Raw genomic sequence first — 4,614 nt, 5'->3', positions numbered from 1 at the left:
ATAATAAATTTAAAGATATCGAGGATATCAAAAACATTAAAGGCATAGGCGATAAGAGATTTGAGCTTATTAAAGATGATCTTGCCGTAAGCGGACAAACAGATATAAGTGATCTAAAATCCGCAAAAGCTAAAGCAAATAAAAAAGCTAAAGATACCGTCAAATCCGCTAAAGCTAAAGCAAATGCCAAATCAGAAAAGATGCAAGAGAAAATGGATGATAGCATGGATAAGGCTATGAATGAGGATGGTAAAGTAAAAAGCTCTACGGCTAAGATGAAAGATGAAGCTAAAGAAGAGGGATCGTCTAAGGCTAAAGGTAAGAGGGGCAAAAAGGGTAGGGGAGAGTAATTTCTCCCGGTCTTAGCTTATTATTCTACAAGCCTAGCACTTGCGACGAATCATGATCTACGTAGCAAGAGCATAAATTTAGGCGGAGCTATGGAAGTGTGCAAGATTTCAATTCGCATCTTGCGTAATTAGCTTGTGATTGACTATACTGTAGATTTAGAAGTTTACAGTTCGATTTAAACTTGCGGATGCAATTTTATTTTATGATACGGTGAGCCGATATTTTTTGGAATTTTAAGGTGTAAATTCTTGATTTTTCATAAATTTTAATCTCACTACTTTTAAACAGAACTAAAACTACCCTAAAGACCGCCTAACTACAGCAAGGTATCGGCAAATCGATTATCGGCACGTTTAAGCTAATGCCTAGAGATCGTGTAGGCTAAAGTCAAGCCATAAGAAATCATAGTGGTTTAGGGCGGCAATTTTGCAGAAGCGGCAGTGGGTTTATCTGACGCAAAGCATATGGCGTAGTGCGAGAGTAGCGGCTAAAAAGACCACAAGAGATAGATTTAAAGCAAATTTTACCCTATTTAAACGCTAGCATTATCACGCCTGCGCCGATGAGCGCTAGCGCGAGCCATTCACGAAGACTCGGGCGCTCGCCTAAAAAGATCACGGCGATGATTACAACGAGCACTACGCTTAGTTTATCGATCGGTGCTACTTGATAGGCTTTGCCGATTTGTAGGGCTTTGAAATACGCTAGCCACGATGCACCCGTAGCTAATCCGCTTAGTATCAAAAATACCCAGTTGCGAGGGGTTAGGCTCGATAACGGCTGCCAGGCTTTAGCGTAGCGTAGGAATGCGGCGAGGCAAAAGGCTATGATGATCGTGCGGATAAAAGTTGCAAAGTGAGAGTTAATGCCTTCGAGTCCGATTTTAGCAAATATCGCAGTCAGCGCCGCAAAGAGTGCTGATGCAAGCGCCCAAGTCGCCCAAGTTTCCATGATTTTCCTTTAGAAAAATTGCTGAATTATAGCCCCATTTAGATAAAATTTGTTTATAATTTCGCGAGCGTCGCAGCAAAAAGCTAAATCGCAAGCGAGCAATCCTACGAAGGCGGCATTTAAATTTTAAAATTTTAGTCGCAAAATACAGTTAAATTTCAGTTCCGACAAGCAAAGCTCGCCTCGCGCGTTACCGAATGAGTTTGGGCACCGTTTGAGTGGTGTGCCGCAAGACACGGTTCGCAGAAACTGCCATAAAATTTCGCTTTGGCAAGATAAAATTTTATCGAGGCAAGACGAGCTTTCCTTCGAATGCAAAATTCTATTTTAATTCAGTAAAAGCACGACCGAATACCCCTTTCGCAAATCCAAACGCGATATAAATTCCCCCGAGCAGAAAGATCTGAATTTAAAAAATATTTATCGTTTGTATATAAAATCTCAAAATTTCTACGAGGAGAGCTTATGAAAAAATTTCTACTCGCGCTCATTGCGATATTCGTTTTAGCGGGCTGCGGCAGCGACCCGAAAGGCGTAGCCGAGGACTTCATCAGAGCCCTATACGAGGGCGATTCTAAGACTTTGGTGGATGCTATAGACATACCCGATAAGGACAGATCGGACGACGGCTCTATGCAGATGATAAACGGCAAACTGATGCAGATGGCAGGCGCCGGCAAGGAGGAGGCTTCCAAGCGCGGCGGGCTAAAGAGCGTCTCGGGCGAGCTGCAAAATAGCGACGAGAAATCGGTGCTCGTGAAATCGTCGTGTCTTTTAAAAACGGCACAAAGCGCACCGAGAGCGTTAAACTCGTCAAAAAAGACGGCAAATGGAAGGTTGCGCTTTAGCCAAAAAGCTTCTCGTTTGTCTGATCTTCGCTCTAGGCGGGCTCGGCGAGCTTTGGACGCTCACGCGCGCGCCTACGGCAAAAGAGCCGCTGCGGGTGCCGGATGAAATTTTATCAAACCTACGCACGGGCGATCTCGTCTTTCGCCTAGGCGACGTTACTGACAGCCGCATAATCGCGACTGCGACGGATTTTAAATACTCGCACGTAGGCATGATCGTGCGCGAGCGCCCGCTTTTGGTGGTGCACGCGGTAACGGGCGAAGGCGAGCAAGACGGCGTCGCGGCTGTTTCGATGCGGGAGTTCTTGGCGCATGCGCGAGACTTTGGCGCGGTACGGATGAAATTTTTAAGCGAGGAGCAAAAGGCGCGCCTCGCTGCCTCTCTACTTAGGCGCGTCGGCGAGAGTTTTACGCTAAGACCTCGCGGCGAAGTGAACCTCTACTGCACGACGTTACTTGAGCAGGAAATTTCAAAAATAACGGAATTTTCGCCGAAATATTTTAAGTTAAGCCTAGCTGTCCTAGGCGGCGAATACCTCGCGCCGAAGGCATTTTGGCATTACGGCGGCGTTGAAATTTTATACGAGCGGTAGGCACGACCTAGCTTGGGCTGGAATTTTGCGCGCTGTGTAAATTTTAAAATTTCGCGTCGATTAAAATACGTGCGCGGGTGCAGATAGGATTGGATATAGAATTTTTGTGTCGTAAAATTCTTCAGTTTAAAATTTTATTCTGACACTAAAATTCTTGAAATTCCAAGTACTATAAATTCCATATACTTATAAAATTTGACTAGCTAAATTTATGAAATTTCTTTGACTACCGAATTCTTGGATTTTCATTTCAAGGTTGAATTTTATCTATAAAATAGAATTGTGCTTCTTTATAAAAATCCTCGAAACGTAGAATTCGCAAAATTTGTCAGACGCAAATTCGATGAAACACGCAATAGCCAAATTTTAAAAAAGCGAAGTGCGCTTCGTCTCTACAGCTCGCCGAAAAGCGCTTCGAGATTTTTAAGACCTTCTTCCTTGGATACCTTTTTCTCGCTCGCCAAGCCGGTTTCGATAAGCTCGATCTCGCAGCCGCATAGCATCGAAGCTAGGCGGATATTTAGGCCGTTTTTGCCGATCGCTTTACTTTTTTGATCGGGGTTTACATAGACGATCGCCTTGCCGTCCTGCGCTATTTTGACCGAGTTTACGATCGCAGGCGCCATTGCACGAGTGATCAAAATTTCGGGACTTGCGGAGTATTCAAACGCGTCGATGCTCTCGCCGCCGCTTCCGTCTTGCAAATTTTTGCTTAAAAATCTACTCACCGCATCGATTCGAGCGCCTCCTTTGCCGACGGTGGCGCCTACCGGATCGACGTTTGGCGAGACGGCGCTAAGCGCGATTTTGGCGCGCCTGCCGGGGATTCTGGCGCAGGCTTGGATGATGACGCTGCCGTCTTTGATCTCTGGGACTTCGGCAGCGAGTAGGGCTTCTAGGAATTTCGGGCTGGTGCGCGAAAGTTCTAGCCTGATGCCGTGAGATTTGTCGATCGCTACGTTTTTGATGACGGCTTGCAGCACGTCGCCCACTTTGAAATTCTCGCCCTTGATGCGGTTTTTAAGTGGCATGAAAGCCTTCGTATCCTCGATCTCTACGTAGGTCGTGCCGTCGTGATCGATCTTGGTGACCGTGCCGTGGGTGAGAGTGCCTACCTTGCTTTTATAGTTTTCAAAAATTTTCTCTTCGAGCAGTCGCTGGATATGAAAATTTAGCTCTCTAGCCAGCACGCCGGAAGCCGTGCGACCGAGGTTTTCGATATTTATTTCGTAGCTTAACTCATCGCCGATCTCTGCGTTTTCGCCTATTTTTTTGGCTTCGCTCAGCGCGATGAAGTTGTGATCATCGAGCCGCTCATCATCATCTGCGACGACGTGGACCTTTTGGTAGAGCTTGACGCGTTTGGTCTGCGGATCGACTTCGCTGTCGTAGAGATACTCCTCGCCGAAAAGTCTTTTTGCGGTCTGGATGAACGCCGTTTTGACGCGCTCTTTCACGTCCGCGGGCTCAAGCCCCTTTTCATTTGCAATCGACTCGATGATGTCGGTGATTTTTTCCATAAATTTTCCTTAAGATTTGATTTCGTGCTACTAAATTTGGATTTTAAATTTTGAAGTGCGGTATTATATGGAATTTTGACTTTATTTTTATTTAAACGAATTATTATCTAAATTTCGCTAAACTCGCGGGTTTAAAACATAAATGAAAGGATAGATCATGCAGCTAAAACTTGCCAGAACGGAGCTTGCCTCTAAGCCAAAAAGCGTTAAGATCGAGGATTTGCAAGCCCAAGTAGAAAAGAGCGGACAAAAAATATTTTATCTGGATAGAGAAAATTCTCAAAAAGATTTAGCCGCTTTGGTGGATTTTTTCGACACTAAAGGTTTTAGCGTGTATCAGCGCATAGTGCG

At 45.1% G+C, this 4,614-nt stretch carries 5 protein-coding genes and 1 pseudogene; 4 read left to right on the top strand and 2 right to left on the bottom strand.

All coding sequences use genetic code 11. The annotated features are described in order from the left end of the window. Positions 1-350 (top strand): annotated as a pseudogene (locus tag Q0140_RS09965) (hypothetical protein); the annotation flags it as partial. A gap of 529 nt (positions 351-879) precedes the next feature. Here the strand turns inward: Q0140_RS09965 and Q0140_RS09960 are convergent. Continuing rightward, positions 880-1,302 (bottom strand): EamA family transporter, encoded by a 423-nt coding sequence (locus tag Q0140_RS09960; RefSeq protein ID WP_297964203.1) that lies wholly within the window; start codon positions 1,300-1,302, stop codon positions 880-882. Between the two features lie 465 nt (positions 1,303-1,767). Here Q0140_RS09960 and Q0140_RS09955 point away from each other — a divergent pair, with 465 nt between their 5' ends. Together Q0140_RS09955 and Q0140_RS09950 are read left to right on the top strand one after the other, a co-directional pair. Continuing rightward, the gene (locus Q0140_RS09955; protein WP_297964202.1) at positions 1,768-2,256 is read left to right on the top strand and encodes a hypothetical protein; all 489 of its coding nucleotides are present in this window, start codon (positions 1,768-1,770) and stop codon (positions 2,254-2,256) included. After that, positions 2,246-2,743 carry a YiiX/YebB-like N1pC/P60 family cysteine hydrolase gene (locus Q0140_RS09950; protein ID WP_297964205.1) on the top strand — a complete coding sequence of 166 codons (498 nt, stop codon included), beginning with the start codon at positions 2,246-2,248 and terminating at the stop codon, positions 2,741-2,743. The genes Q0140_RS09955 and Q0140_RS09950 overlap by 11 nt, the downstream gene beginning before the upstream one ends. 392 nt (positions 2,744-3,135) lie before the next feature. On the opposite strand, the gene nusA is transcribed toward Q0140_RS09950, so the two are convergent. Continuing rightward, positions 3,136-4,263 carry a transcription termination factor NusA gene (gene nusA / locus Q0140_RS09945; protein ID WP_297964200.1) on the bottom strand — a complete coding sequence of 376 codons (1,128 nt, stop codon included), beginning with the start codon at positions 4,261-4,263 and terminating at the stop codon, positions 3,136-3,138. A 157-nt stretch (positions 4,264-4,420) separates the two neighbouring features. On the opposite strand from nusA, the gene Q0140_RS09940 reads away from it, so the two are divergent. Beyond that, positions 4,421-4,614: HP0268 family nuclease (locus Q0140_RS09940; protein WP_297964198.1), on the top strand; the 194-nt coding region annotated here is incomplete at its 3' end.

It is taken from the genome of uncultured Campylobacter sp., assembly GCF_938045405.1.
Classification (GTDB): Bacteria; Campylobacterota; Campylobacteria; order Campylobacterales; family Campylobacteraceae; genus Campylobacter_B.
Note: the sequence above shows the minus strand (reverse complement) of the source record. Positions and strands in the feature narration are given on the sequence as shown.

What these genes read in the sequence shown, in the direction of transcription:
- Q0140_RS09960 (WP_297964203.1), bottom strand. Translation starts at nt 1,302, where the DNA reads ATGGAAACTTGGGCGACTTGGGCGCTTGCATCAGCACTCTTTGCGGCG.
- Q0140_RS09955 (WP_297964202.1), top strand. Translation starts at nt 1,768, where the DNA reads ATGAAAAAATTTCTACTCGCGCTCATTGCGATATTCGTTTTAGCGGGC.
- nusA (WP_297964200.1), bottom strand. Translation starts at nt 4,263, where the DNA reads ATGGAAAAAATCACCGACATCATCGAGTCGATTGCAAATGAAAAGGGG.